Source organism: Microbacterium sp. BWT-B31 (genome assembly GCF_041379855.1).
Taxonomy (GTDB): Bacteria; Actinomycetota; Actinomycetes; order Actinomycetales; family Microbacteriaceae; genus Microbacterium.
In genome coordinates, this window is sequence record NZ_JBFECU010000001.1 from 456,458 (window position 1) to 481,938 (window position 25,481).

The window sequence follows — 25,481 nt, forward strand, 5'->3', positions numbered from 1 at the left end:
CTTCAGAGCGACCGCTCCGCCGCGCTCTGCGCGCCCCTTTCTCGGCCCGGCTACCGGGCATCGCTCCACCCGTCCTCTCCAGGACCCTGCAAGGATCATGACTCCTACCGTCGAAACGCCACGATCCGAACTGTCCACCTTGCGTGCGCTCGCTCGGCTGCTTCCGTTCGCCAAGCCCGTGCTGCCGCGCCTGATCCTCGGCGCCGTGAGCGCCCTGGTGGCGAGCCTGCTCGCCCTTGCGATCCCGATCGTGCTGGAGGCCGTCGTGCGCGGCCCGATCTCGTCGGGCGACCTCGCCCAGATCGCGTGGGGCGCCGCCGCGGTGCTCGGCCTCGGTCTTGCCGAGGCGGCGATGGTCTGGGCGCGCCGCTGGTTCGTGCTGGCGCCGGCCACGCGCGTCGAGTACGAGCTGCGCACCACGTTCTACCAGCGCCTGCAGCGCCTGCCGGTGGCGTTCCACGACCGCTGGCAGTCGGGGCAGCTGCTCAGCCGCATGATGCAGGACATCAGCATGCTGCGCCGCTGGCTGGCGTTCGGCGTGATCCTGCTCGTCGTCAACGTCATCACGATCGCCGTCGGCCTCGTGCTGCTTTTTCGCTGGCACTGGCTGCTCGGCACGATCTTCCTGGTGACCTCGGCTCCGCTGTGGTACGCGGGCTACCGGTTCGAGAAGACGTACGGCACGCTCGCGCGCCAGTCGCAGGATCAGGCCGGTGACCTGGCGACCTCGGTCGAGGAGAGCGTGCACGGCATTCGCGTGCTGAAGGCGTTCGGCCGGGGAAAGCACGCGCTGCAGAAGTTCGCGCGCCAGGCCGAGACGCTGCGCCAGACCGAGCTGCGCAAGGCGGGCGCGGTCGGCCGGATCTGGTTCTGGCTGGTGCTGCTGCCCGACATCGCGTTCGCGCTGTGCCTGGGCGCCGGGGTCTACCTCAACGCGACAGGTCAGCTGGGCATCGACGAGCTGTTCGCGTTCTTCGCGATGGCGACGGTGCTGCGCTGGCCGATGGAGTCCATCGGGTTCCTGTTCTCGTTCCTGCTCGACGCGCGCACCGCGACCGACCGCATCTTCGAGGTGTTCGACGAAGACAACCCGATCACCGACCCGCCGCATCCGATCGTGGTCGACAAGCCGCGGGGCGAGCTCGCGTTCGAGGGCGTGCGCTTCCGGTATCAGGATGCCGCGCCCAGCGAGCGCGACCTGCTCGACGGCATCGACCTGGTGCTGCATCCGGGCGAGACGATGGCGCTGGTGGGCCTCACCGGCTCGGGCAAGACGACCCTCACCACGCTGCCGTCGCGGCTGTACGACGTGACCGGCGGGCGCGTGACGCTCGACGGCGTCGACGTGCGCGACCTCACCCTCACGCAGCTGCGCACCCACGTGGGCATGGCCTTCGAGGACGCGACGCTGTTCTCGCAGTCCGTGCGCGACAACGTGCTGCTCGGCCGCGAGGATCTCGAGCCGGGCAGTGCCGAGGCCGAGGCGGTGCTGCGCGAGGCGCTCGCCGTGGCGCAGGCGGGCTTCGTCGACGACCTGCCCAACGGCGTCGACACGATCATCGGCGAAGAGGGGCTGTCGCTCTCGGGCGGGCAGCGTCAGCGCCTCGCGCTCGCGCGCGCCGTCGCCGCCCGCCCGGCGGTGCTCGTGCTGGACGATCCGCTGTCGGCGCTCGACGTCGACACCGAGGCGCTCGTCGAGGACGCGCTGCGCGAGGTGCTGCACGCGACGACCGCCCTCGTCGTGGCCCACCGGCCCTCGACGGTGACCCTCGCCGATCGCGTGGCTCTGCTCGAGGCCGGCCGCATCACCGCGGTCGGCACCCACTCTGAGCTGCTGCGCACCAGCGAGCACTACCGGCACGTGATCTCGAGTCTCGAGATCGCGCTCCGGCAGGCGCAGGAGCCGGGCTTCGCGGCCGGCCGAGAACAGTCCATCCCGCAAGAGCCGGAGGCGAGCCGATGAGCACTGCGACAGTCACCGGAACCAGCGGCGAGGACCGCTCGGACTACACGCGCGAAGAGAGCCGCGCGGTCCGGGCGCGCTCGCTGCGCCTGCTCGGGTCGCTGGTCTCACCCGTCCGCGGGCACCTCGTGCTGGCGGGCGTGGTGCTGGTCGTCTCGACGATCCTGCGCGTGATCGGTCCCGCGCTGATCGCGTACGGGCTCAACACCGCGCTTCCGGCCGTGATCGATCAGATGAACTGGATGCCGACCATCGGCGTCGTCGCGGTGTACCTGGTGTCGGCGGCGGGCGGTGCCGCGCTGATCGGCTGGTACGTCGTGGTCGCCGCGCGCCTCACGCAGGCGATCATGCTCGATCTGCGCAAGCGCATCTTCCTGCACACCCAGCGCCTCAGTCTGGAGTTCCACGAGTCGTACACCTCGGGCCGCATCATCTCGCGCCAGACCAGCGACCTCGACACGATCCGCGAGCTTCTCGACGGCGGGCTCAACGAACTGGTGTCGGGCGTGCTGTACGGCGGGTTCACGCTCATCGCGCTGCTGCTGCTGGATTGGCAGTCCGGCCTCATCATCGTGGCGATGGGCGTGCCGCTGTACTTCCTGATGCGCTGGTTCTACCGTCGCTCGCAGGTGGTGTACCGCGAGTCGCGCGTGATCAGCGCGAAGGTGATCGTGAAGTTCGTCGAGACGATGACCGGCATCCGCGCTGTCAAGGCATTCCGCAAGGAGCCCCGCAACGACGGCGAGTTCGGCGAGCTGTCCAGCGACTACCGTGACGTGAACATGCGTTCGATCCGCCTGTTCGGCACGTTCGAGCCGGGGCTCATGGCCGTGGCATCCGTCTCGATCGCCCTGGTGGTGCTGTGGGGCGGCATCCGTGTCGCCGACGGCCCGCTCGCGATCGGCACGCTGCTGGCCGCGGTGCTGTACGTGCGCAACTTCTTCGCGCCGCTGCAGGAGGTCGCGTTCTTCCTGAACTCGTACCAGTCCGCGACGGCGGCGCTCGAGAAGGTGTCGGGCGTGCTGGAGGAGGAGCCGACCGTGCCCGACCCGAAGCAGCCCGTCGACCTGTGGACGGCGCGCGGGCACGTGAGCTTCCAAGACGTGCGGTTCGGCTACTCGGACGAGAAGGTCATCCTGCCGGACTTCACGCTGGACATCCCCGCCGGTCAGACCATCGCGCTGGTCGGCACGACGGCCGCGGGCAAGTCCACGCTCGCCAAGCTCGTGTCTCGGTTCTACGACCCGACGCGGGGTGCGGTGACCCTCGACGGCGTCGACCTTCGCTCGCTGCATCCCAAGGACCTGCGCCGGGCGATCGTCATGGTCACCCAGGAGGCGTACCTGTTCAGCGGCACGGTCGCCGACAACATCGCACTCGGCAAGCCCGACGCGACGCTCGACGAGATCATCGCCGCCGCGAAGGCGGTGGGGGCCGATGCCTTCATCGAGCGACTGCCGGACGGCTACGACACCGACGTGAACAAGCGCGGCGGGCGCGTGTCGGCCGGGCAGCGCCAGCTGATCTCGTTCGCGCGGGCGTTCCTCGCGAACCCGGCGGTGCTGATCCTCGACGAGGCGACGGCGTCGCTCGACATCCCGTCGGAGCGCATGATCCAGGACGCCCTGCAGACGCTGCTGGCCGACCGCACCGCGATCATCATCGCCCACCGCCTGTCGACGGTCGCGATCGCCGACCGCGTGCTCGTCATGGAGCACGGCCGCATCATCGAGGACGACACCCCCGAGGTGCTCATCTCCGGCACGGGCAAGTTCGCCCAGCTGCACAGCGCGTGGCGCGAATCGCTGGTCTGACGACGATGACGGATGCCGCCGCCCCGGTCGCGGCATCCGTCATCGTCTTCTACGCCGGAAGGGCGCCGGTCTTGGCCAGTTCGGCGTACCAGCGGCCGGAGTCCTTGACGGTGCGCTCGAGCGTGTCGAAGTCCACGCGCACGATGCCGAAGCGCTTGGCGTAGCCGAAGCCCCACTCGAAGTTGTCCAGCAGCGACCACACGAAGTAGCCGCGCAGGTCGACGCCGCGCCCGAGCGCGCGGTGGGCCGCGGTGAAGTGGCGGCGCAGGTAGTCGAGGCGCTCGGGGTCGGACACCGAGCCGTCGGGGGCGACGACGTCGTCGAACGCGGCCCCGTTCTCGGTCACCATGAGCGGCTGGTGGGGGAACTGCTCCGACAGCGACACGAGCAGCTCTTCGAGGCCTTCGGGCGCGATGTTCCACCCCATCGCCGTGTAGGGGCCGGGCTGCGCGACGAACTCGAGCACGTCGGCGCTGCCGGGCCACGCGGTGCCGCCGGCGGTGGGCTTGTGGCCGTCGTTCATCTGCTTGGCCGAGGCGCCGTCCCACAGCCCCACGGTCGCGGTCGAGTAGTAGTTGACGCCGAGCACGTCGATCGGCTGGTTGATCGCCCGGAGGTCGCCGTCCTGCACGAAGGCCCAGTCGGTGACGGATGCCGTGTCCTCGAGCAGGTCCGCCGGGTACTGGCCCTTCAGCAGCGGGTGGGTGAAGGCGCGGTTGGCGAGCGCGTCCGCGCGGCGGACCGCCTCGGCGCCGCCGTCGCCGTGCCCGCGCAGCACGTGGAAGTTCAGCGTGATCGAGTACTGGGGCGTCCCGGTCGAGGTCTCGCGCAGCGCCTGCACCGCGCGCCCGTGCGCAAGGTTCAGGTGGTGCACCGCGGCCAGCGCGGCTGCCGGCTCGTGTCGTCCGGGCGCGTGCCCGCCCTGCCCGTAGCCGAGGTAGGCCGAGCACCACGGCTCGTTGAGCGTGGTCCACGTGTGCACGCGGTCGCCGAGGGCTTCGCCCATGATCCGCGCGTATTCCTCGAACGCGTCGGTCGTGGAGCGCACGGCCCAGCCGCCCTCGTCTTCGAGCGGCTGGGGGAGGTCCCAGTGATACAGCGTCGCGACGGGACGGATGCCCCGCTCGAGCAGCCCGTCGACCAGGCGCGAGTAGAAGTCGATGCCGGCCTGATTCACGTCGCCGCGCCCGCCGGGCACGATCCGCGGCCACGCGATCGAGAACCGGTAGGCGCCCAGGCCGAGGTCCGTCATGAGGTCGAGGTCGGACTCCCAGCGGTGGTAGTGGTCGCACGCGACGTCGCCGGTGTCGCCGTTCCACACCTTGCCGGGGGTTTTCGAGAACGTGTCCCAGATGGAGGGTCCGCGGCCATCCTCGGCCGCCGCGCCCTCGATCTGGTACGAGGCGGTGGCCGATCCGAAGGTGAATCCGGGCGGGAAGACGAGGCCGCTGTCGCGATAGTCGGCGCTGCCGACGACGGCGGAGGTCACGCGGCTCAGACGCCGATCTCGGCGATGACCTCGCCGTACTCGGTCTCGCCGACCGGGGTGAAGCCCACGCGCGTGAAGAACGCCTCGGGGCCGCCCTCGCCGGCTTCGTAGATGACGTTGATGCTCTTGACGCCTCGCGCCCGCGCCTCGGCGAGCAGCCCGTCGACGGCGAAGCGGCCGACACCGCGCCCCTGATCGTCGGCATCGACGTTGATGCGCCACAGCACGGAGCGGAAGTGCTCCTGCGGAAAGTCCGGGTCGAAGTTGGCGCTCACGAAGCCGACCACGTCGTCGCCGTCGAGGACGACGCGCTGCCAGGTCGTCTGCGGGTTCACGACCGTGGCTGCGACCCCGTAGCTGACGGGCGAGAGGAACTCTTCCTGACCGGGCTTGAGGGACATGTTGTTGACCGCGACGATGGTGGCGGCGGACAGTTCGACGAGGCGCAGGTCAGACATGGCCCCAGGCTAGTAGGTGGGCGTGACATCCGGCCAAGAATGCGACAGACCTTTACGCGCATCTCACCGGCGCGACATCCTGCGAAGCGTCCGACAACTATCTCGACATCAAGATACTTTCGCGCCTGGGATAAACTGGCCGGACGACCCGAGACGAAAGACGGAACCGGTGACCGACTCCACCATCATCTACACGTACACCGACGAAGCACCGGCTCTGGCGACGGCGTCGCTGCTGCCGATCGTGCAGGCTGTGACCGGCCACGCGGGCGTCGACATCGACACGCGCGACATCTCGCTGGCGGGCCGTGTGCTCGCCGCGTTCCCGCAGCGGCTGACTGCCCAGCAGCAGGTCGGCGACGCGCTCGCCGAACTCGGCGGCCTCGCGACGCTGCCCGAGGCGAACATCATCAAGCTGCCGAACATCTCGGCGTCGATCCCGCAGCTCAAAGCCGCGATCGCCGAACTGCAGGCGCAGGGCTACGACATCCCCGACTACCCTGACGAGCCCGAGACGCTCGAGCAGAAGGACGTGCGCGCCCGCTACGACCGCATCAAGGGCTCGGCCGTGAACCCCGTGCTGCGCGAGGGCAACAGCGACCGCCGCGCGCCCCTGTCGGTCAAGAACTACGCACGCAAGCACCCGCACCGCAACAAGCCGTTCGCCGAGGGCTCGAAGACCCGCGTCGCGACGATGAGCCACGACGACTTCAAGGGCAACGAGAAATCGTGGGTCGCCGCCCACGACGACGTTCTGACGATCCAGCACATCGGCCAGGACGGCACGGTCACCGTGCTCAAGGAGGGGCTCAAGGTGCTGCCGCGCGAGATCATCGACGCGACGTTCCTGTCGGCCAAGGCGCTGGACGCCTTCCTCGCCGAGACGCTCGAGGCAGCCAAGGCCGACGACGTGCTGTACTCGGTGCACCTCAAGGCCACGATGATGAAGGTCAGCGACCCGATCATCTTCGGTCATGTCGTGAAGGCGTACTTCTCCGACGTGTTCGACCGCTACGGCGACAAGCTCGCCGAGGCGGGCCTGACTGCGAACAACGGCCTCGGTGCGATCCTCGCGGGCCTTTCCGAGGTCGAGGGCGGCGACGAGATCGCCGCGGCGATCACCGCGGACCTCGAGAGCGGCGCGCGCCTGTCGTACGTCAACTCCGACAAGGGCATCACCAACCTGCACGTGCCCTCCGACGTGATCGTCGACGCCTCGATGCCGGCGCTCGTGCGCAACGGGGGCAAGCTGTGGGGCGTCGACGGCGGCGAAGACGACACCCTGGCGGTCATCCCGGACTCGTCGTACGCGGGCGTCTACCAGGCTGTCATCGACGACGTGATCGCCAACGGCCCGCTCGACCCGGCCACGATCGGCACCGTGCCGAACGTCGGCCTCATGGCCCAGGCGGCCGAGGAGTACGGCAGCCACGACAAGACGTTCGAGATCGCGGCGCCCGGCGTCGTGCAGGTCGTCGACGGCGATGGCGAGGTCGTCATCGAGCACGAGGTCGAGCAGGGCGACATTTGGCGCGGGACGCAGACCAAGTACATCGCGGTGGTCGACTGGGTGCGCCTCGCGGTCAGCCGCGCGCGTGCGACCGGCGTTCCCGCGGTGTTCTGGCTCGACGTCAATCGCGCGCACGACGCCCAGATCATCGCGAAGGTCTACCAGGCCCTGGCCACGATGGACACCCACGGCATCGAGCTGTCGATCCTCTCGCCCGCCGAGGCCACCCGCTACACGCTGGCGCGCATGCGCCACGGCCTCGACACCATCTCGGTGACCGGCAACGTGCTGCGCGACTACCTCACCGACCTGTTCCCGATCCTCGAGGTCGGAACGTCGGCGAAGATGCTCTCGATCGTGCCGCTGCTCGCCGGCGGCGGCCTGTTCGAGACCGGCGCGGGAGGCTCTGCGCCCAAGCACGTGCAGCAGCTCCTCGAGGAGGACTACCTGCGCTGGGACTCGCTCGGCGAGTTCTTCGCGCTGGCGGCCTCGCTCGAGCACCTCGCGCAGTTCACCGGCAACGCGCGCGCCCAGGTGCTGGCCGACACGCTGGATGCCGCGACCGGCACGTTCCTCGAGAACGACAAGTCGCCCGGCCGTGCGCTCGGCACGATCGACAACCGCGGCAGCCACTTCTACCTCGCGCTGTACTGGACGCAGGAGCTCGCCAAGCAGCAGGCCGACGCCGAGCTCGCGGCGGCCTTCGCCCCCATCGCCGAGGCGCTCGCCGCGAACGAGCAGCAGATCGTCGAAGAGCTCCTCGCCGTGCAGGGCAAGCCCGCCGACATCGGCGGGTACTACCGCCCCGACGCCCAGCTCGTCGCGGCTGTGATGCGCCCGTCGGCGACGCTCAACGCCATCATCGACGGGCTGCGCGCTCAGCGCGGCTGACAGCCGGCAACACGCACCAGAGCGGATGCCGCGACCCAGGTCGCGGCATCCGCTCTTCGTGCGGCCCGTGCTAGACCAGGCCCGCGAGGAACTCCGCCTGGACGCCCCACTGGTGGGCCTGGCCGCCCTCGTGCTCGTTGTGGCGGTAGACCTCGATGCGCGCGTCGCCGCCGTAGCGGTTGAACGCGGCGAACACCGTCGAGGGCGGGCAGATCGGGTCGAGCAGCGCGACCGAGAAGAGTGCGGGAGCCGCCGCGCGGGTCGCCATGGTCGCGCCGTCGAAGTACGACAGGGTGCCGAACACCCGCTCCTGCGCGCCGCGGTGCACGGCGAGGTAGCGCACGACCTCGTGATACGGGTCGCGGTCGGTGAAGCCGACGGCGCGCTCGAAGTGGCACAGGAACGGCACGTCGGGCATGACCGCCACGAGGTCGTCGCACAGGGCGGCCGCGGCCAGCGCGATGCCCCCGCCCTGGCTCGTGCCGGTGACGGCGACCCGCGACGAGTCGACCTGCGGGAGCGTGCGCACCGCATCGACGGCGCGCACGGCATCCGTGAACACCCGCCGGTAGTAGTAGTCGGCGGGATCGTCGATGCCGCGGGTCATGAAGCCCGCCGCCGATGCCCCCGTCCCGTGCGGGTCGGGCGTCGACCCGCCGCCGCCCCAGTGCGACCCCTGCCCACGCGTGTCCATCACGAGGTGCGCGTACCCGGCCGACGCCCACGCGAGACGCTCGACCGGCAGGCCCCTGCCTCCGCCGTACCCGAGGAACTCGACCACCGCCGGCAGGGGCTGTTCGGCACCGGCGGGCACCAGGAGCCACGCTGAGATCGGGTCGCCCGCGAAGCCCGGGAACGTCACGTCGAACACGTCCACGGTGCGCAGCGGTGTGGATGCCCGCACCGCCGTCACCTCGCCGCCCGCGGCACGCGCGGACGCGATCGTGTCGCGCCAGAACGCGTCGAAGTCGTCAGGGACGCCGATGTCGGGGGAGTAGGACTCGAGGTCGGCGAGGCTCAGGTCGAAACGCGGCACGCGTCAACGCTAGCGAAACCCGGCGGTCTCGATGCGCCGGCTGCGCCGGGCTGCCCGACCGCCGGGTGGTGGGGGGTGGTTGGCGGGGCGGGGGCCACGGGCGGGGCGAGGGAGGGCGCGCGGGCGGGCGGACGGGCGGGCGGGCGGGGCCGCTGGCGGGGGAGGTCTCGATACGCCGGCTGCGCCGGCTACTCGACCTTGACCCGAGCCGGCTCAACGCCGCTGCGCGGCATTGAGCCGGCTCGCGTCAATAGTGCACCCACACGTCGGTGCCGATCTCGGCCCAGGTGAACAGGAACGCCGCGACATCCAGCGGCAGGTTCACGCAGCCGTGGCTCATGCGGTTGCCGAAGTTGTTGTGCCAGTAGGCGCCGTGCAGGGCCACATCACCGTCGAAGTACATCACGTTCGGCACGTTCTCAGTGAAGTAGTACGGCGCCTTGGTGGTGTCGCGGTTGCCCATGTTCTGCGAGTCGAGCTTCGCGAAGATCTGGAAATGCCCCGTGGGGGTGTCGTTCCCGGGAAGGCCCGACGACACATACGACGAGGCGACGACGACGCCGTTCTCGATGGCGTACACCCGCTGCTCGCTCAGGTTGACCTCGACGCTGCGCGCGAGCGAGGTGGTCGTGAACGCAGTCGCCGTCACCGGCAGCTGGTACACGCCGTTCGCGTTCGCGATCTGCTCGGCGAAGCCCGATGCGATGTCGTCGGTCGAGCCCAGCGTGCGGCCCTCGACGCCCGAGGTCACCGAGCTGAGCACGTCGCCATCGCTGTTGGTGATGACGGTCGCGTTCACCGCGGGGCGGTCCACCGCCGCAGGAAGCGTGTCGACGACGGCCTGGATGGCCTTCTCGTCCACGTCGATCGAGAACGTGCCGCGAGGCCCGTCGCCGAGCGTGATCCACGACGCGACCGTCGCGCGATCGAGCGGCACCGTGCGCTCCTCGCCGACGTAGAACCCGGCGGTGTCGAGCACCGCGTTCAGGCGCGCGGCGGTCGCGGTGGCGACCGAGGTCGGGGTCGAGGCATCCACCTCGGATTCGACCGGATCGAACGCGACCGTGGCCTTGCCCGCGTCGAAGGCCTCCTGCAGCGCGGCGCGCACGGCGTCGACGTCGATTCCGACGCCGGGGATGGCGGGCGTGACGGTGTAGGACGCCGTCGCGGCGTCGAACGTCAGCTCGGCATCTGTGGGGTCGGTGTAGAGCGACGGCAGGGCATGACGCAGCGCGGCGGTCGCGGCATCGGCGTCGACCTGCACCACCGCCTTGTGGGGCGCCGGGAACCAGGTCGTCGGGTTCCACGCGGGGTGGGCGCCGAAGGCCTCGTTCGCGAGCTCGCGCGCGTTCACCGACGCGCCCAGCTCGGCGGCGGTGAGCTCTGCGCCTTCGCCCGCGCCGGTGAGCACGAGGGTCGTCTCGGCCAGGCGCGCGCTCACCGCGTCAGCGGCTGCCCCGGGGGTCAGGCCGCCGACAGGGACACCGGCGATCGAGGTGCCGGGCGCGATCAGCACGAGCGACGCGGCGACCAGGGCGGCCGCGGCGACTCCCGCGCCGATGCCGATCCACAAGCCCTTGCGGCTCTTGCGCGGGGCGGGCTCGGACGGCGCCCAGCGCACGTCCGGGGGGTTCGCGGGTGCGCCGGGGGCCGACTGCGTGACCGATGCCGCACCCAGCGCCGCGGTGGCGGCATCGGGGTCGGCTGGCGCGGTCTGCAGCGCACTCTCGACCGGGGCGGAGGGGGTGACCGGCTCGGTCGGGGTCTCGATGAGATCCTCGGGATCGGCGGGCTGTTCGACCTCGGCGGGCTCTTCGGCGGCAAGGGATGCCTCGACCTCGACGGGCTCTTGCGGCTCAGCGGATGCGTCGACCTCGGCGGGCTCTTCGACGGCGAGGGAGTCCTCGACCTCGGTCAGGGCCTGCGGCGTCGCAGTCTCGTCGACCTCGGCCGATGCGTCGGTGTCTGCGAGGTCTTCCGCGGCTGCGGGGTCGTCGTCGGGTGCGGAGTCGGTGGGTTCTTCCTCTGGTGCCGCGGCGTCGACGCTGTCGTCTTCGGGCGCGACGACGTCCGCGTCGTCGCTGCTCTCGTTCGCGACGTCTTGGACTTCGGTGTCGTCATCGGGCAACTCGAAAGTGCCCGTCTTGGTGGCGAGATCCGTCACGCCATCACCCCCCAGTTCGGCGGAATCCTGTGTTCCATGGTACGGGAGCCCGGCCCGTCCTGGGCTGGGCATCGTCCCCATAGATCCTGAAATGACGAGGTCGAGCCGATCAGCACCAGGCGAGGGGAGGCATCCGTCGATTATTACGAGTTTGTAAAGACTCCGTTCAAACTGGGCCGCGGGGTTGCGTGGGCGTTTGTTCGTAAGCTTCACTAACAAACATGTCTGCATCGGAAGTGCAGCGCGGCTCTTCCACCTTCGAGCCGCCGCACCCTCAAGAGCCCGCGGTCCCCGCCGCCGGCCGCCGCACTCCCGGGGTGCGCTCGGCGACCAAGGTGCTTCCCGAGCACGCCCGCACCCACAACCGCTCGCTCGTGCTCCAGACGCTCTTCCACGGCGGCGCCATGAGCCGCGCCGACCTGTCGCGCGAGACGGGTCTGACCCGCGTCACGATCTCGGATCTGGTGGGCGACCTCATCGCGGACGGCTTCATCGTCGAGAAGGGCGTGCGCGAGGCATCCGGCCCCGGAAAGCCCGCGATCCTCGTCGACCTCGACCGCTCCGGCCACCGCATCGTCGGCATCGATCTGTCCGGCAACGACGTCTTCCTCGGCGCCGTGCTCGACCTCGACGGCGACATCGTCGCGCGGCGGGCGATCCCCGTGCCCAGCGGAGAGCGGCTCATCGAGGCCGTCATCGGGCTTGCGCGCGAGCTCGTCGCCGACTCGCACGCCCCCGTGCTCGGCGTGGGCGTGGGCGCCCCGGGCGTCATCGACGACCACGGCGTCATCCTCACCGCCCCCAACCTCAAGTGGGCCGGGTTCGACCTTCGCGGCGAGCTCGAGGCGGCGCTCGACCTGCCGGTGCTGGTGGCCAACGACGCCAATGCGGCAGTCCTGGCCGAGTACACCCTCGGCGGAGCCGGCGACGACGTGCTGCTGGTGAAGGTCGGTCGCGGCGTCGGCTCGGGCCTGCTCGCCGGCGGCCAGCCCATGCGCGGCGCGCGCTTCGCCGCGGGCGAGATCGGCCACGTGACCGTCGGCACCGACGGCGGCCCGGAGTGCGCGTGCGGCAAGGTCGGATGCCTCGAGGCGTGGATCTCGGTGCCGTCGCTGACCGCGCGCCTGGCCGAGGCGGCGACCGACGACGCCCGCGAGGGCATCCTCCGCGACGCAGGGGAGCGCCTGGGCATCGCCCTTGCTCCCATCGTCGGCGTGCTCGATCTCTCGGAGATCGTGCTCACCGGCCCACCCGAGCTTCTCGGCGGACCCCTCGCGCACGCGACCGCCGAGACCCTCCGCACCCGGACGCTCGCCGAGTTCCACGACGGGATCCGTGTGCGGATGACGGAGCAAGGCGAGGACATCGTCCTGCGCGGTGCGGCCGTCATGGTCCTGTCCGGACAACTCGGCGTGTCGTAGGCACGCGGACCATCCCCCCGGATGGATCGCCTGATCCGTCCAACACCTGGAAACACCAAGAGAGAACGAGGGAATCATGAACAAGACGCTCGGAGCCGTCGCCCTCCTGGGCGCAACGGCGCTTGCCCTGGCCGGCTGTGCCGGCGGAACCGGCAGCGGAAGCGCCGACGAGGCCGGCGCGCAGATCCGCGTGTGGCTCGTCGGCACCGACACGCCGCAGGACGCTCGCGACTACCTGAAGGACACGTTCGAGGAGGAGAACCCCGGCTCGACCCTCGTCATCGAGGAGCAGACCTGGGATGGCCTCGTCGACAAGCTCACCACGAGCCTGTCGAGCTCCGACAGCCCCGACATCGTCGAGTTCGGCAACACGCAGGCCCCGGCGTTCACGTCGGTCGGCGCGCTGCTGGACATCAGCGACATCTACGAGGACCTGGGCGGCGATGACCTGCTCCCCGGCTTCGTGGAGGCAGGCTCCTACGACGGCAAGTTCTACGCCCCGCCGCTGTACTCGGGCGCTCGCGTCGTGTTCGCCGACCCCGCGTTCGTGACGGAGGCTCCCGCCACGCTCGACGACTACATCGCCAAGGCGAAGGAGCTCGCCGCAGCCAACCCCGGCAAGTCGGGCATTTACTTCGCCGGTCAGGACTGGTACAACGCGCTCCCCTTCATCTGGGAGAACGGTGGCGAGATCGCCGTCCAGGACGGCGACGAGTGGGACGCGCAGCTGAGCTCGCCCGAGTCGGTCAAGGGCCTCCTGCAGGTGCAGGACCTCATGACGACCGCGTCGGCCGCGCCGAAGGACGGCGACAACGCCGAGCCGTGGACGCCCTACTGTGAGGGCTCGGCGATCCAGTTCTCGGCCCCCAACTGGGCGCTGGGCCTGGCGAGCGCGTGCGAGACCGACAACCCGCCGGCCGCTCCGTTCGTGTACGCGCTGCCCGGCGCCGAGGGCGGCCCCGCCCAGGTGTTCGCCGGCGGCTCGAACATCGGCATCTCGGCCAAGTCGGCCAACCCCGACCTCGCAAAGGCGGCGCTGGAGATCATCCTGAGCGACGGCTTCCAGACGATCTACGGCGAGAACGGCCTCATCCCGGCGCGCAAGTCGCTGGCCTCGACCCTCGGTGACACCCCCGAGGCGAAAGCGTTCACCGAGGCCGCCAGCAACGCCAAGCTCACCCCGGCGTCACCGAACTGGGCCGAGGTCGAGGCCTCGCGCATCCTCGAGGACTTCTTCGTGAAGATCGCGCAGGGCGGCGACGTGAAGTCGCTGGCCGAAGAGGTCGACACCAAGATCGAAGACATCCTCAACGGCTAACCCAGCGCTGGACCTTCGCGTCCAGCGCCCGTACCGGGCCGGCGGTGCGACACCGTCGCCGGCCCGGTGCTCTCACGATCAGGAGGACTCATGTCCACGCTGCCCAGCGACATCGGGCCCGCGGTCAGCGCAGTCGACGGCGAGCGGCTCACCGCCCCGGCGCCGCCCGAGCCGTCCCCTCGGCGTCGGCGCTTCCTCGCAGCCGGAGGTTTCACCCCCTACGCGCTGCTGGTGCCCTCGCTCATCGTCCTCGCGGCGATCACCGGCTGGCCGCTCATCCAGTTGGTCATCATGTCGTTCCAGGAGTTCGGGCGCGCCCAGGTCTTCGGCGCCCCGCCCGAGTTCGTGGGTCTGGGCAACTACCTGGAGGTGCTCACCGACGCCGAGTTCTGGCAGGTCCTGGCCCGATCGGTCGTCTTCGCCGCCGTAAGCGTCGTGTCGACGATGGTGCTCGGCGTGCTGGTCGCGCTGCTCATGCAGCGTCTCGGAACGGTGCTTCGAACCTTCGTGTCGGTCGGTCTGCTGCTGGCGTGGGCGATGCCGCCCCTGTCGGCGACCATCGTGTGGGGATGGATCTTCGACACCCAGTACGGCGTGCTCAACTATGTGCTCGTGAACTGGTTCGGCCTCGAGCAGTTCCAGGGCCACTCATGGCTCATCGAACCCCTCAGCTTCTTCTTCGTCGCGGCGATCATCATCGTGTGGGGCGCCATCCCCTTCGTCGCCTTCACCGTCTACGCCGGCCTCACCCAGGTGTCCGACGAGGTGATGGAGGCTGCGCAACTGGACGGCGCAGGCGGCGCCAAGAGGTTCTTCCTCGTCGTGGTGCCCTACATCAAGCCGATCCTCGTCATCGTCACGATCCTGCAGATCATCTGGGATCTGCGCGTGTTCACCCAGATCTACGCGCTGCAGTCGATCGGGGGCCTCGCCGAGCAGACCAACACGCTCGGCGTGTACATCTACCGCGTGTCGCTCGGGTCGGGCGACTTCGGCGTCGGCGGCGCGATCTCGGTCATCGTCGTGCTCCTGCTCGTGGCCATCTCGATCTTCTACGTGCGTCAGAGCGTGAAAGAGGAGTCACTGTGACCACCACCACCTCGATGCCCGCACCCCCTCCGGCTCGCTCGTTCGCGACCGCTTCCGCGACCGGCGCTCCTCGCCGCCGCGGCCGTGGCCGCCGTCGCGTGGGCTCGATCCTCGCGGGCGCGGCGGCGATCGTGGTGTTCGCGGCATCCGTCTTCCCGTTCTACTGGATGCTGAACACCTCGTTCCAGCCCAACGCCCAGGTGCGCGGCAGCGAAGTGCACTTCTGGCCCGAGACCTTCACGCTGGACAACTACACCAGCGTCATCTTCACCTCGGCGCGGGCGCCGTTCCTGCCGGCGCTGGGCAACTCGATCCTGGTGACACTCACGACCGTCGTGATCGCACTGGTGTTCGCGTTCCTCGCTGCGCTCGCGGTGACGCGGTTCCGGTTCCGCTCGCGCGCGGCCTTCATCATCGCGATCCTCATCATCCAGATGATCCCGGCCGAGGCGATGATCATCTCGACCTTCCGTCTCATCGACGGGTGGCACCTGCTCAACACGGTCATCGGTCTTTCGGCGGTGTACATCGCCGTGGTGCTGCCGTTCACGATCTGGACGCTGCGCGGGTTCGTCAACGGCGTGCCCGCCGAGCTCGAAGAGGCGGCGATGATCGACGGTCTCAGCCGTTCCCAGGCGTTCTGGCGCATTACGTTCCCGCTGCTGGCGCCGGGACTGGTCGCCACGGGGATCTTCGGGTTCATCCAGGCGTGGAACGAGTTCGTGTTCGCGCTCGTGCTGAACCCGCGCCCCGAGGCGATGACGCTGCCGGTATGGCTGCGCACCTTCCTCGACCCCAACGGCGGCATCAACTGGGCCGAGCTCATGGCGGGATCGACGCTCGTGGCGATCCCGGTGGTCGTGTTCTTCCTGTTCGTCCAGAGCCGCATGACCAGCGGCCTGGTCGCAGGGGCGGTCAAGGGCTGATGTTTTCGCACACGCATGCCGCCCCGCACGCCGAGGCCGGCCGATGAGGGTCGGGCTCGACGTCGGGGGGACCAAGACCGAGGTGGTCGCGGTCGGGTCAGACGGCACGATCGCGGCACGCCTGCGCACCCCGACGGGGTGGGGGCCGGATGCCGTGACCCGCACGATCATCGACGCCGTCCGCTCGCTCGGCACGCAGGCGGGCGTCGACCTGTCGCGCGTGAGGTCGGTGGGCGTGGGCATGCCGGGGCAGGTGGAGCCCGGGACCACGCGGGTCACCCATGCGGTGAACCTCGGCGTCGACTCGCTCGACATCGCGCGCGCCGTCGAGCCGGCGCTGGGCGTGGCGGTGCGCGTCGAGAACGACGTGAAGGCGGCGGCCGTGGGCGCATACGCGCTGCACGGAGCGAGCGGCACGATGGCATACCTCAACCTCGGCACCGGGATCGCGGCGGGCATCGTGACCGATGGCGCGCTGTGGCGGGGCTCACGCGGCGCCGCCGGCGAGGTCGGCCACATCTCGGTCGACCCCAACGGACCCCTGTGCCGGTGCGGCCAGCGCGGCTGCATCGAGGCATTCGCCGGCGGCGGCGCGATCGCCGCGCGGTGGGCGCGCCCCAGCGCCCTGCCGATCCGGGACGTCTTCGACGCGGCCGATGCGGGCGACGAGGCCGCCGTCCGGCTGCGCGGCAGCCTGGCGAGCGGGGTCGCCGCCGCGGTGCGCGTGCTCGTGCTGACCGTCGATGCCGACACGGTGGTGCTCGGCGGCGGGGTCACCGCGCTGGGGGATCGCCTGCTCGGAGACGTCGTGCGGGAGCTGCGCGCGAGCGCCGAGGCATCCGCCTTCATGAGCTCGCTCGATCTAGAATCCCGTGTGGAACTGCTTCCGGCGGGCTCTGCTGCCGCTGCTCTCGGCGCAGCCCTCGTCGGCGCCGAGACCGCCCCGGTCTGATCCGCGCGTGCGACCCATCCCATCCGATCCCGCAGGAAGGTCCTGATATGGCCGAAGTCATCATCGTCGCGGATGCCGCGGCGGCAGGCGCACTCGTCGCCGACGAGATCGTGCGGCTGGTGCGCGCGAACCCCGAGTCGGTGCTGGGCCTGGCGACTGGCTCCACGCCGCTGCCGGTGTACGAGGCGCTGCGCCGTCGACTGCCGGGCACAGACGTGTCGCGGGTGCGCGGCTTCGCGCTCGACGAGTACGTCGGGATCGATCCGGCTCATCCCGAGAGCTACCGCAACGTGATCCAGCGCGAGGTGGTCGAGCCGCTCGGCCTCGACCCGTCCCGCATCCGCGTGCCCGACGGGTCGCTCGAAGGCATCGAGCATGCGGGCGAGGACTACGAGCGCGCCATCATCGAGGCCGGAGGCGTGGACCTGCAGATCCTCGGCATCGGCACCGATGGTCACATCGGCTTCAACGAGCCCGGGTCGTCGTTCGCCTCGCTCACGCGAGTGAAGACCCTCACCGAGCAGACTCGCCTCGACAACGCGCGGTTCTTCGACGCGGTCGAGGAGGTGCCGCTGCACTGCGTCACGCAGGGCCTGGGCACGATCCTTCGCGCCCGGCACCTGGTGCTGCTCGCGTTCGGCCAGAGCAAGGCCGCCGCCGTCGCCGGTGCGATCGAGGGCGCCGTGTCGGCGTCCCTGCCGGGCTCGGCGATCCAGCTGCACCCGCACGCGACCGTCGTCGTCGACGAGGCCGCCGCATCGCGCCTCGAGCACGCCGACTACTACCGCTACGCGTACGCCAACAAGCCGCACTGGCAGGGGCTGTAGCCGGATTCCGCCGGGCGGTGCCCGCGCGGTCGGCTGCGTCGCGCGCCGCGTCAGCCCCCCGCGGTGACGAGATCACCTGACGCGGTGACGGGCGGGCGCTTTGGGCGGGACGGATGCCTCGCTCAGAGCCAGGCGTGACGGATGAGGTGGTTGCGGCTGAGCGGCGCCAGCGGCACGTCGTCGAGCTCTTCCTCGGTGATCCAGCGCAGCTGCGCGATCTCGCCCGCCGCCTGCGCGTCGACGGCGTCGACGCGCAGCAGGAAGGCGTCGGCCACGACGCGGTGGCCGGGTTCGTTGGCTGCGGCATCCGTGTATCGCCCGAGCGGAACGAAGGATGCCGCATCCGCGGCGATGCCGGTCTCTTCGGCGACCTCTCGCACGACGGCCTGCAGCGCCGTCTCTCCCGGATCGGGTTTGCCACCCGGCTGCTGGAACACGCGCGCACCGCGCTTGCGCACCACCAGCGCACGCCCCGCAGCATCGACCACGACCGCCGCGCTGACGTGCACCTCGGGGATCACGGGCCGAACACCTTGCCCGGGTTGAGGATCCCGAGCGGGTCGAAGGCGGCCTTGATCTGCCGTTGCAGCTCGAACTGGTCGTCGCCGAGCTCGTCGGCCAGCCACCGGCGCTTGAGCACGCCCACGCCGTGCTCGCCGGTGAGCGTGCCGCCCAGGCGCAGCGCCGCGTGGAACAGGTCGTCGGCGGCATTCCACACGTATGCCGGCACCGCGACGACGCCGTCGGCGTCGGGCTCCGCGTCGAACACGAAGTTGGGGTGCAGGTTGCCGTCGCCCGCGTGCGCGACCGTGGGAATCACGACGCCGTGCTCGCGTTCGACCCGGGCGATCTCGTCGAACATCGCCGGCAGGGCGCTGCGCGGCACCGAGACGTCTTCGATGAGGGTGGTGCCGAGGGTCTCCATCGCGGGGTGCATCGCGCGGCGGATCGCGAGCAGCCGCTCGCCCTCCTCGGGGTCGTGCGAGACGGCCACGACGCCGCCGGATGCGCTGAGCACGGCCGCGATCGCGTCGGCCTCGGCCTGCGCGGCGGGCCCGTCGGTCTGCACCGTCAGCTGCGCCGCGCCGGGTGTCGGTGCGGCAAGGCCCAGCAGCGCATGCACCGCCGCGAGGGACGCGGCATCCATCAGCTCCATGATCGCCGGCTGCACACCGCAGGCCGTGACGGCGGCCGATGCCACGGCCGCCGTCCGCACGTCGGGGAATGTCGCTGCGATCGTGCACACGGTGCCCGGCACGAGGCGGCGCAGTTTCAGCGTCGCGCCGACGACGATGCCGAGCGTGCCCTCGGAGCCGATCACGAGCGAGGTGAGGTCGAGGCCGGTCACGCCCTTGACGGTGCGATGACCGAGGTGAAGCAGGCGCCCGTCGGCGAGCACGAGGTCCACGCCCAGCACCGCGTCGCGCACGACGCCGTACTTCGCGCACAGCAGGCCCCCCGCCCCGGTGGCGATGTTGCCGCCGACGGTCGAGATCGCACGGCTCGCGGGATCGGGCGCCCACCACACGCCGTGCTCTGCCAGCGCGGCGTTGAGGTCGGCGTTGAGGATGCCGGGCTCCACGACCGCCAGCAGGTCGTCGGGTCGCACCTCGAGGATGCGGTTCATGCCCCGCAGCGACAGCGAGATCTCGCCGTCGCCCGTGTTCGCCGCTCCGGCGAGCCCGGTGCCGGCGCCGCGTGCGACGACCGGGGTGCGGGTGGCGCTGGCGATGCGCATCGTCTCACGCACCTCGTCGACGGTCTGCGCGTTCACGACGGCCAGCGGCATGCCCGATGCCGCGTGCCCGGACTTGTCGGCCCGCGCAGCGCCGCGGGCGGCGAGGCTCGTGTCGACGCGATCCCCGAGCGCCGCGCGCAGCAACGCCACGACGCTCACGCCCGCTCCGGCGCCGTCAGCGCCGTACGGGGCGGTCCCGGCAGCGCTCATGCGAACCGGCGGCGACCCGCGATCACGCCCACGGCCACCGCGACGACGCCGAAGACCAGGCCCACCCAGGTCGCGCCGAGACTCCACCACGCGATCGTCGCCGACACGTACACCAGCAGCTCGACGATCGCGCGGGCGAACGGATGCACCCGCAGCACGGCGCGAGGCGACACGAACAGGGCCCACAACAGCACGGCGACCAGCGGCGCCCCCACGCCGAAGACGATGTTCCACGGGAGATCCCACGCTGCGAAACCCCAGATCGCGAGGCTCGCGAAGGCGAACAGTTCGCACACGAACGCAAGGATGTCGATGCCGCTCAGCCGCCCGACTGTTCCAGGCTCGGGGGTCGTGGGCGAGGGGGTCTCAGGCATGGGTTCCAGTCTACGTCGCGCCGCGGTCGCGCCTGGCGGGCCGTGCCTTCTCGAAGGCGCAGACGCATCCTCCCGCGTGCACGGCACGCCGCTCCGCGCAACGCGCCCAGGTCGGCGCCGAGGGTGATGAGCGGGTGGGGCCCGCGTTCCGACGTTCCTCGTCAGTGGCGCAGGGCGTCGAGGATCGCGCGCAGATCGATCAGGTCGCTGAGTCTGGTCAAGCCGGTCGGGCCGGCCTCGGCGGCGGTGACGTAGCGCAGACCGACGCGCGCGTCGGTCAACAGTTCGACGAGGGTCGGGCGGATCGACGCGGATCCGGCGCCCGCGTCGTCGAGCACGATGCGCTGCTTCACCTTCCCGGCAAGCAGCACCTCGACCGTCCCACCCGGCGCGCCCGACAGCGGGACGTGCAGAGTGAGCCGCAGACCGGAGAACTCGGCGGTCGCCCAGCCGGGCGTGGGCACGCCCTCCGGGAGCGCGTCGTCGGTCAGCGGCTCGGGGTCGGTCGGGTCGGTCGGGTCTGTGGGGTCAGTCGGATCGGTCGGGTCGGTCGGGTCGGTGGGCTCGGTGGGCTCGGTCGGGTCGGTGGGCTCGGTGGGCTCGGTGGGCTCGGTCGGTGTCGTCGGCTCGCCAGGCTCCGTCGGCAGGGTCCCGGGGCCGGGATCGGGTGTCGCGGGTTCGGCGGGCGCCGCCGGCGGGACAGGTGCCTCGGGTGCCTCGGGCGCCGGTGCGGGCGAGATGGGCGCCGGGTCGACGGGCGCCGGATCCGCGGGCTCGAGGGCAGCGGCATCCGTCGGGTCCGGCGCATCGGCGGGCACGGGCAGGGTCGCGGGCGCGACGTGCTCGTCGGCCGACTCGGTCGAGGCCGCCGCGTCGGTGACGCTCGGCGTCGGCTGCAGCCAGGGGAGCACGACCGACGTCGCGATGACGGCGCCCACGGCCACGGTCGAGGCGGCGGCGAACACGGCAGCCGCACCGCCGCCCGACAAGATGCCGCCGGCCGCAGATCCGCCGGTCGCGGCGCCGAGGGTCGCGCTGCTCACGGCTGCGCCGCTCGAGGCGGCGCCCGCCGACCCGGCCGCCGTGGCTCCCACGCCCGTCGCGGGGCCGATCGCCGTGACGGCAACCGGCATCGCCGGCGCCGCTGCCGCGGCGAGGGCGAGCGCCGCGCCGCCGCCCTGCGCCGTCGCGAGGTACGCCGTCGTTCCGGCGGCGCCGAGCACGAGGGGGAGCAGGACGAGGGCGAGCCGACCAGAGACCTCCTGCGCCTCTTCGGCGACGATCGCGCAGCGCGCGCAGTCTGCCAGGTGCGCCTCGACCTTGCCGTGGTCGCGTCGGCCGAGGTTGGAGCGTGCGTACGCACCGAGGCGCTCGATGGTCCACTGGCACGCGGACCCGTCGCGCACGCTCCGCAGGTGCGCCTGGATCCACGCCTCACGCAGCCCTTCACGCGCGCGGAAGGCGAGCTGCGCGACCGCGGGTGCCTTCATGCCGAGCAGCGGGGCCACCTCGGCGGGCTTCAACTGCTCGATCTCGGTGTACCAGAGCACCTCCTGCCACCGCGTCGGAAGGCTGCGGAACGCGCGCGCGGTGATGCTTCGGTCGAGGGCGTCCTGTACGGCCTGCTCGCCCGTCGAGGGGTCCTCCACCGTGTCGAGCTCGTCGATCGCGACCTCGCGGCGCGCGCGCCCCCACGATGCGGCGGTGTTGCGGATGCTCGTGTACAGGTACGCCCGGAACGATCCGGCCGGTCCGCCGCCGCGGAGGATCGCCTGGTAGATGCGCGTGTACGCCTCTTGCACGAGGTCGTCGGCGTCGAGGCTGGATGTGACCGAGCGCGCGACGGTCAGTCCTGAGGGGTGGTGGCGGCGCCACAGCTCGGCGAACGCCTCGTGGTCACCCGAGCGCGTGCGCAGCACGAGGTCGGTGTCGGTGGTGTCGCTGTACGTCGAGGGCGCGGGGGCGTGGTCGGTCATGTCTCGTCTCGGCGGGGGTCTCAGCACCGGCCGGGGCACCGGTGTCTTACAAGAGACGCGAACGCTCGGGCTGCATTACGCGTTCCCACCATTCTCACGGGTTCGGCGCGATGGCGACACCCCGCACCTTCGCCGGAGGATTCTTCGCAAGTCGCGTAATGGATGTCTGGCCCTCGCGTCTCTCTCGGCAGAGACGTCGTTCAGTGCCCGCCAGGGGGCGCGGCCGAACGGCGGTGCATGGGGCGCGGGCGCGAGCCGGCGGCACGGGTCGGACCAGGCGCACGCTCGGGGGCAGGCGCCAGGTCCGGCCGTCTCCGGCCATGGGGGAGGGGCGGTCTTCGCGCGGGGGTGCGAAGACCGCCCTCACCGCGGCCGAGCGCGGGTCACGCGGCCGCGCCGCCCACCCACACGCGCCGTACGCGCAGCGCGTCGTCCAGCAGCACAGCGTCGGCCGGTGATCCCACGTCGAGGCGCCCGAGGTCGGGGCGGCCGACGGCGGTGGCAGGGGTCGCGGTGAGCGCTCGCAGCGCGGACGGCAGCGGCACGCCGGCGCTCGTGACCAGGCGGAGCGCGGCATCCTGGGTCAGGGTCGACCCGGCGATCGAGCCGCCCTCGACGAGGCGCGCGACCCCGTCGTGGACGGTCACCGCGAGACCGCCGAGCCGGTACCGGCCGTCGGATGCCCCGGCCGCCGCCATCGCGTCGGTGACGAGCGCGATGCGCCCGGGGGCCGCGTCGAAAGCGACCGCGATGAGATCGAGGTCGACGTGCACGCCGTCGGCGATGAGCTCGAGCGTCACGCGCTGGTCGCGGAGGCCCGCGACCACCGGACCGGGCGCCCGGTGATGGATGCCGCGCATCGCGTTGAACGCGTGCGTGACGATCGTCGCCCCGGCGTCGAACGCCCGGCGGGCGGCGTCGGCGTCGGCATCGGTGTGCCCGACTGCGACCGCGACGCCCGCTGCGACCAATCGCCGCACGGCCTCGAGCGCGCCCGGAAGTTCCGGTGCGAGCGTGACCTGGCGGATCGTGCCCCGTCCGGCCTCGAGCAGGCGATCGACAGATGCCGCGTCCGGCGCCCGCAGCAGGCTCTCGGTGTGCGCGCCCTTGTGCGCGGGGTCGAGGAAGGGCCCTTCCAGGTGCGACCCGAGGATCGTCGGGTCGGAGCCGGCCAGGTCGGCCACGACGCCGACCCGCCGTACGAGGTCGTCGATCGACGCGGTGACCAGTGACAGCACGGCGCGGGTCGTGCCGTGCGCGAGGTGCGTCGCGCGGGCGAGGCGGATCGCGTCGGCGCCGTCGTCGTACGAAGCGCCGCCCCCGCCGTGCCCGTGGATGTCGACGAAGCCGGGGGCGAGGCATCCGTTCTCGGCGTCGACGGCGTCGCGAGGCGCCAGTTCACGCCAGCCCTGGCCCGAGCCGCGCGCGGCCACCGCGCCTCCGTCGAACGCGACCCAGGAGTCCGCCTCGCCGCCGAGGAGGGCCGAGTGGATGACGCGGTCGACGCTCATTCGGTCACCCAGACGATCCCGTCGGCGGCGGTGAAGCCGATGCCGAGGCTCGTCCACAACGGGCCGAGACGCCCGACGCGCTCTCGGAACGACCGCCACGTGCGCTCGTGGTTCGTGCCGGTCGCGGGCGACCACCCCGCCTCGGCGATCGCGGCAATGCGCGGGAAGGCCATCGCGTCGATGTCGGAGGCCGTGCGCAGCGTCTCAGACCACAGCGGCGCCTCCACCCCGAGGATCTCGTCGTCGCCGATGCCCTCGATCAGCCCGCCGGGCTCCCACGAGTAGGCGCGCCGCACGCTGGTCGGGCCGTTCGCCCACTGCAGGCCGAGGGCGGTGCCCGCGTCGTACTTCATGTCGAGATACGCCGCGTCGGCGGGCGCCAGGATGACCTTCGACCCGTTCGCCACGAACGCGCGCGCCTTGTCGTCCATGCCGTCGGTGGGGGTGGTGTAGCCCCAGTACTGGCCGATCGTCTCGTCGGACAGATCGGGCGCGGCGCCGGCCTCGTGCCATGCGATCGGCGTCTTGCCGAGGTCGGCGATGATGCGGCTGGTGCGCTCGACGAACTCGGCGAAGTCCTCGGGCGCGGTGCCGTGCGCCTCGTCGCCGCCGAAGTGCAGGTAGGGGCCGGGGGTCATCGCGGCCAGCTCGCCGAACACGTCGGCGACGAAGTCGTACGTCGCCTCATCGTGGATCTTCAGCGACGAGAACCCGACCGCGAGCCCCTCGTACGGCTCGCCCTTCTTCGGCAGCGCGCCGTGGAACTGCACGACGGTCTCGCGCACCGCGTCGGTGATGACCGGGTCCTCGGCGAGCTCGGGGTAGGCCAGGCCGACCGCGTGGGTGTGGCTCGGCATGTCGAGTTCGGGCACGACGATCAGGTGGCGGGATGCCGCGTACGCGACGATCTCGCGGTAGTCGTCCTTCGTGAAGAACCCGCCGTCGCCGCCGCCGATCTCGGTGTCCGACGCCTTCTCGGTCAGCTCGGGGCGCGAGTCCAGCTGCAGCCGCCAGCCCTGGTCGTCGCTCAGGTGCAGATGCAGCGCGTTGAACTTCAGGCTCGCCGCGCGGTCGATGTACGCCTTCACCGTCTCGACGGGAAAGAAGTGCCGCGCGACATCGAGCATCACGCCGCGGTACGCGAATCGCGGCGCGTCGTCGATCTCGACGGCGGGCACGACCCAGCGGTCGCCGTCGCGCGCGACGAGCTGCCCGAAGGTCTGCACGCCGTAGAAGAGTCCCGCCGCGTCGGCGCCAGAGATGATGACGGATGCCTCGTCCGCCGTGATCCGGTACGACTCCGCCGCGCCGTCGCGGTCGACGCGCAGCTCGATTCCGGCGCCGCCGGACGAGGAGGCGCCCACGCTCAGCCCGGTACGGGCCTCGACCAGCGCTGCGAGCGCGGCTGCGGCATCCGGATCGCCACCGATGCGCACGCGATCGTCGAGGACGAACGGCGCGCCGCCTATCGCCTCGATCGAGGCGGGAAGGGGAACGACGGTGGGCTCGGGCACGGTGTCTCCATTCTCGGGGGCGGGGGCGCACGCGACCAGCACGATGACGAGCGCGAGGCTTGCCGCGAGGGCGGCTCGTCCACGTCGACGAATCATGTAAAGATCCCTAACAAATCCGGTTCGCTCAGCCTATCAGGAGGGTTTCGGATAGGCTTTCGGGTGTCGCGACTGGCGTTGAGGTGGGCAACCACCGGGGAGCGACCGACTTGGCATCGACCGCACGCCTGGGCCGGGCCTCGACACACCGTCGCGCGCGACGGTCCTCGACACCGGGTACACCCCACCGAAGCCAGGAGACGC

19 protein-coding genes and 1 riboswitch are annotated in these 25,481 nt (G+C 71.2%); of the genes, 9 read left to right on the plus strand and 10 right to left on the minus strand.

Going from position 1 to position 25,481, the window contains the following annotated elements:
- Positions 1 to 97: 97 nt before the first annotated feature.
- Together AB1K54_RS01975 and AB1K54_RS01980 are read left to right on the plus strand one after the other, a co-directional pair.
- A complete protein-coding gene (locus AB1K54_RS01975) occupies positions 98 to 1,963 on the plus strand; it encodes an ABC transporter ATP-binding protein (protein WP_371201012.1) in 1,866 nt (621 codons plus the stop codon).
- On the plus strand, positions 1,960 to 3,777 hold the full coding sequence (locus AB1K54_RS01980) for an ABC transporter ATP-binding protein (protein WP_371201013.1): 1,818 nt from the start codon (positions 1,960 to 1,962) through the stop codon (positions 3,775 to 3,777). Before AB1K54_RS01975 ends, AB1K54_RS01980 begins: the two co-directional genes overlap by 4 nt.
- 49 nt (positions 3,778 to 3,826) lie before the next feature.
- Here AB1K54_RS01980 and AB1K54_RS01985 read toward each other — a convergent pair whose 3' ends face one another.
- Together AB1K54_RS01985 and AB1K54_RS01990 are read right to left on the minus strand one after the other, a co-directional pair.
- Positions 3,827 to 5,275, minus strand: a complete 1,449-nt coding sequence (locus AB1K54_RS01985; protein ID WP_371201158.1) for a GH1 family beta-glucosidase — start codon at positions 5,273 to 5,275, stop codon at positions 3,827 to 3,829.
- The gene (locus tag AB1K54_RS01990; RefSeq protein ID WP_371201014.1) at positions 5,272 to 5,724 is read right to left on the minus strand and encodes an N-acetyltransferase family protein; all 453 of its coding nucleotides are present in this window, start codon (positions 5,722 to 5,724) and stop codon (positions 5,272 to 5,274) included. The genes AB1K54_RS01985 and AB1K54_RS01990 overlap by 4 nt, the downstream gene beginning before the upstream one ends.
- 169 nt (positions 5,725 to 5,893) lie before the next feature.
- Between AB1K54_RS01990 and AB1K54_RS01995 the strand changes: the two genes are divergently transcribed.
- Positions 5,894 to 8,125 (plus strand): NADP-dependent isocitrate dehydrogenase, encoded by a 2,232-nt coding sequence (locus AB1K54_RS01995; RefSeq protein WP_371201015.1) that lies wholly within the window; start codon positions 5,894 to 5,896, stop codon positions 8,123 to 8,125.
- Between the two features lie 70 nt (positions 8,126 to 8,195).
- On the opposite strand, the gene AB1K54_RS02000 is transcribed toward AB1K54_RS01995, so the two are convergent.
- Together AB1K54_RS02000 and AB1K54_RS02005 are read right to left on the minus strand one after the other, a co-directional pair.
- A complete protein-coding gene (locus AB1K54_RS02000; RefSeq protein ID WP_371201016.1) occupies positions 8,196 to 9,161 on the minus strand; it encodes an acetylxylan esterase in 966 nt (321 codons plus the stop codon).
- 247 nt (positions 9,162 to 9,408) lie between these two features.
- A complete protein-coding gene (locus tag AB1K54_RS02005) occupies positions 9,409 to 11,325 on the minus strand; it encodes a L,D-transpeptidase family protein (protein ID WP_371201017.1) in 1,917 nt (638 codons plus the stop codon).
- A 221-nt stretch (positions 11,326 to 11,546) separates the two neighbouring features.
- Here AB1K54_RS02005 and AB1K54_RS02010 point away from each other — a divergent pair, with 221 nt between their 5' ends.
- The 6 genes from AB1K54_RS02010 (at position 11,547) to AB1K54_RS02035 (ending at position 17,858) form a co-directional block, all read left to right on the plus strand.
- Positions 11,547 to 12,746, plus strand: a complete 1,200-nt coding sequence (locus AB1K54_RS02010; protein WP_371201018.1) for an ROK family protein — start codon at positions 11,547 to 11,549, stop codon at positions 12,744 to 12,746.
- Between the two features lie 76 nt (positions 12,747 to 12,822).
- Positions 12,823 to 14,064, plus strand: a complete 1,242-nt coding sequence (locus AB1K54_RS02015; RefSeq protein WP_371201019.1) for an extracellular solute-binding protein — start codon at positions 12,823 to 12,825, stop codon at positions 14,062 to 14,064.
- A gap of 90 nt (positions 14,065 to 14,154) precedes the next feature.
- Positions 14,155 to 15,153 (plus strand): carbohydrate ABC transporter permease, encoded by a 999-nt coding sequence (locus tag AB1K54_RS02020; protein WP_371201020.1) that lies wholly within the window; start codon positions 14,155 to 14,157, stop codon positions 15,151 to 15,153.
- Positions 15,154 to 15,167: 14 nt separating this feature from the next.
- Positions 15,168 to 16,079, plus strand: a complete 912-nt coding sequence (locus AB1K54_RS02025; protein ID WP_371201159.1) for a carbohydrate ABC transporter permease — start codon at positions 15,168 to 15,170, stop codon at positions 16,077 to 16,079.
- 43 nt (positions 16,080 to 16,122) lie between these two features.
- Complete coding sequence (locus AB1K54_RS02030; protein ID WP_371201021.1) at positions 16,123 to 17,031, plus strand: ROK family protein; 909 nt, start codon at positions 16,123 to 16,125, stop codon at positions 17,029 to 17,031.
- A gap of 47 nt (positions 17,032 to 17,078) precedes the next feature.
- Complete coding sequence (locus tag AB1K54_RS02035) at positions 17,079 to 17,858, plus strand: glucosamine-6-phosphate deaminase (RefSeq protein ID WP_371201022.1); 780 nt, start codon at positions 17,079 to 17,081, stop codon at positions 17,856 to 17,858.
- A gap of 122 nt (positions 17,859 to 17,980) precedes the next feature.
- Here the strand turns inward: AB1K54_RS02035 and AB1K54_RS02040 are convergent, their stop codons facing one another.
- The 6 genes from AB1K54_RS02040 to AB1K54_RS02065 form a co-directional block, all read right to left on the minus strand.
- On the minus strand, positions 17,981 to 18,379 hold the full coding sequence (locus AB1K54_RS02040; protein WP_371201023.1) for an NUDIX domain-containing protein: 399 nt from the start codon (positions 18,377 to 18,379) through the stop codon (positions 17,981 to 17,983).
- Positions 18,376 to 19,806 carry an FAD-binding oxidoreductase gene (locus AB1K54_RS02045; RefSeq protein WP_371201024.1) on the minus strand — a complete coding sequence of 477 codons (1,431 nt, stop codon included), beginning with the start codon at positions 19,804 to 19,806 and terminating at the stop codon, positions 18,376 to 18,378. Before AB1K54_RS02045 ends, AB1K54_RS02040 begins: the two co-directional genes overlap by 4 nt.
- Positions 19,803 to 20,180: a YrdB family protein gene (locus AB1K54_RS02050; RefSeq protein ID WP_371201025.1), complete on the minus strand. Its 378-nt coding sequence runs from the start codon at positions 20,178 to 20,180 to the stop codon at positions 19,803 to 19,805. Before AB1K54_RS02050 ends, AB1K54_RS02045 begins: the two co-directional genes overlap by 4 nt.
- 161 nt (positions 20,181 to 20,341) lie before the next feature.
- On the minus strand, positions 20,342 to 22,156 hold the full coding sequence (locus AB1K54_RS02055) for a sigma-70 family RNA polymerase sigma factor (RefSeq protein ID WP_371201026.1): 1,815 nt from the start codon (positions 22,154 to 22,156) through the stop codon (positions 20,342 to 20,344).
- A gap of 383 nt (positions 22,157 to 22,539) precedes the next feature.
- Entirely contained in the window at positions 22,540 to 23,667 is a 1,128-nt protein-coding gene (locus tag AB1K54_RS02060; RefSeq protein ID WP_371201027.1) for an N-acetylglucosamine-6-phosphate deacetylase, read from the minus strand.
- Positions 23,664 to 25,277: a family 20 glycosylhydrolase gene (locus tag AB1K54_RS02065; RefSeq protein ID WP_371201028.1), complete on the minus strand. Its 1,614-nt coding sequence runs from the start codon at positions 25,275 to 25,277 to the stop codon at positions 23,664 to 23,666. The genes AB1K54_RS02060 and AB1K54_RS02065 overlap by 4 nt, the downstream gene beginning before the upstream one ends.
- Positions 25,278 to 25,335: 58 nt before the next feature.
- Positions 25,336 to 25,418, plus strand: a riboswitch (ZMP/ZTP riboswitch).
- Positions 25,419 to 25,481: the final 63 nt, after the last annotated feature.